Annotated in this window: 1 protein-coding gene; it reads right to left on the reverse strand. The window is 61.5% G+C overall.

All coding sequences use genetic code 11. From position 1 onward, the window contains the following. Window positions 1–1,259 (reverse strand): transposase (locus tag L2A60_RS20435; RefSeq protein ID WP_235706299.1); only part of this gene is annotated, 1,259 nt, incomplete at both ends.

Here is a 1,259-nt window from a genome sequence, read left to right on the forward strand (position 1 = left end):
GCCGCCAGGACGAACATCCGCTTGATGTTCCAGGCCATGGTCACAAGGCTCCACTCGCCGCGCACGTTGTCCAACCCACGAAGCAGAAACTGACGGAAGCCGAGTACCGATTTGATGATGCCGAACACCGGCTCTGGTATTTGCTTGCGCAAGGCATACAGTTTTTTACCTTCGGGCGTCTTGAGGCGAGGGTCCATTGCCTCAAGCGGATCTGGGTTTTCCGGCGGGGGTGGCGACTGCGCAAACCGTTCGGAAAGCGAGGGATGATGCGCCTCGCGGCCCATCGCGATGACCGGACCGATCTCCGCAGCAGCACAGGCGTTCACATTGCCTTCGCTGAAGTAGCCGTTATCGGCGAGTAAATCGTCAACCTTGCCCAATACGTCGGGCAATTCAGCAATCTTGTTCAGCATGGGTTCGAGCTGTTGCTTGTCGTTGGGTGCCTGCACGACTTCCCCCGCAATGACCAGCAGACTGTCGGCCGCCACCACCGCCTGTGCGTTGTAACACTGATCGAACCCGCCCCCCGCCATCGGCATGATGCGGGACGCTTCATCGGTTAAATTGACCTGGTCGGTCGGAAGTGGTCCTGCGACGGGCGGCGCAGGCGGCCCGCCTCTGGGCTTCTTGCCGCTTGCCGCGGTCTTGGCTTCGCGTGCCGCCTGCCTGGCTTCGTATCCGGCCTGCTCGCGCGCATGACGTGCCTTCGCCCGCGCCTCGATCGTGGCCTTTGCGCGGGCAATCGCTGCCAAACGCTGCTCGCGCCGGGCGAGTTCATCGGGGATCGACATGCCGTCCGCCACATCGGCCCGATCGGCCGCCTCAGCTTTTGCCATGAGGTCGGCCACCTCGGCCTTTAACTGCACCTCGATCTTGCCCGCGTGCTCATACGACAGCGCACTATGCCGGCTGGCGTTGGCGTGGATCTTCGTTCCATCCAGCGCCACAGTGCCGAGTTTCAAAACTCCCATCTCGCGAGCCAGGACCAGAACCTGAACGAACAGCCCCTCAATCTGCTTGAGAAAGCGCCGTCGGAACGCCGCAATTGTGTCGTGATCGGGATGCTCGTTGGCGGCGATCACCCGAAACGCCACCGAGTCATAGCTCGCTCGTTCCAGCTTGCGGCTCGAAAAAACCCCGGTGGCATAACCGTAGATGATAATGCCAAGCAGGATTTGAGGGTGGTAGGATGCCTGACCCGAGCCACGATAGCGGCCGGTCATCGCCCGCAAATCAAATCCACCCACCACCTCGACCAC

The organism is Acidiphilium iwatense (assembly GCF_021556475.1).
GTDB classification, from domain to species: Bacteria; Pseudomonadota; Alphaproteobacteria; order Acetobacterales; family Acetobacteraceae; genus Acidiphilium; species Acidiphilium iwatense.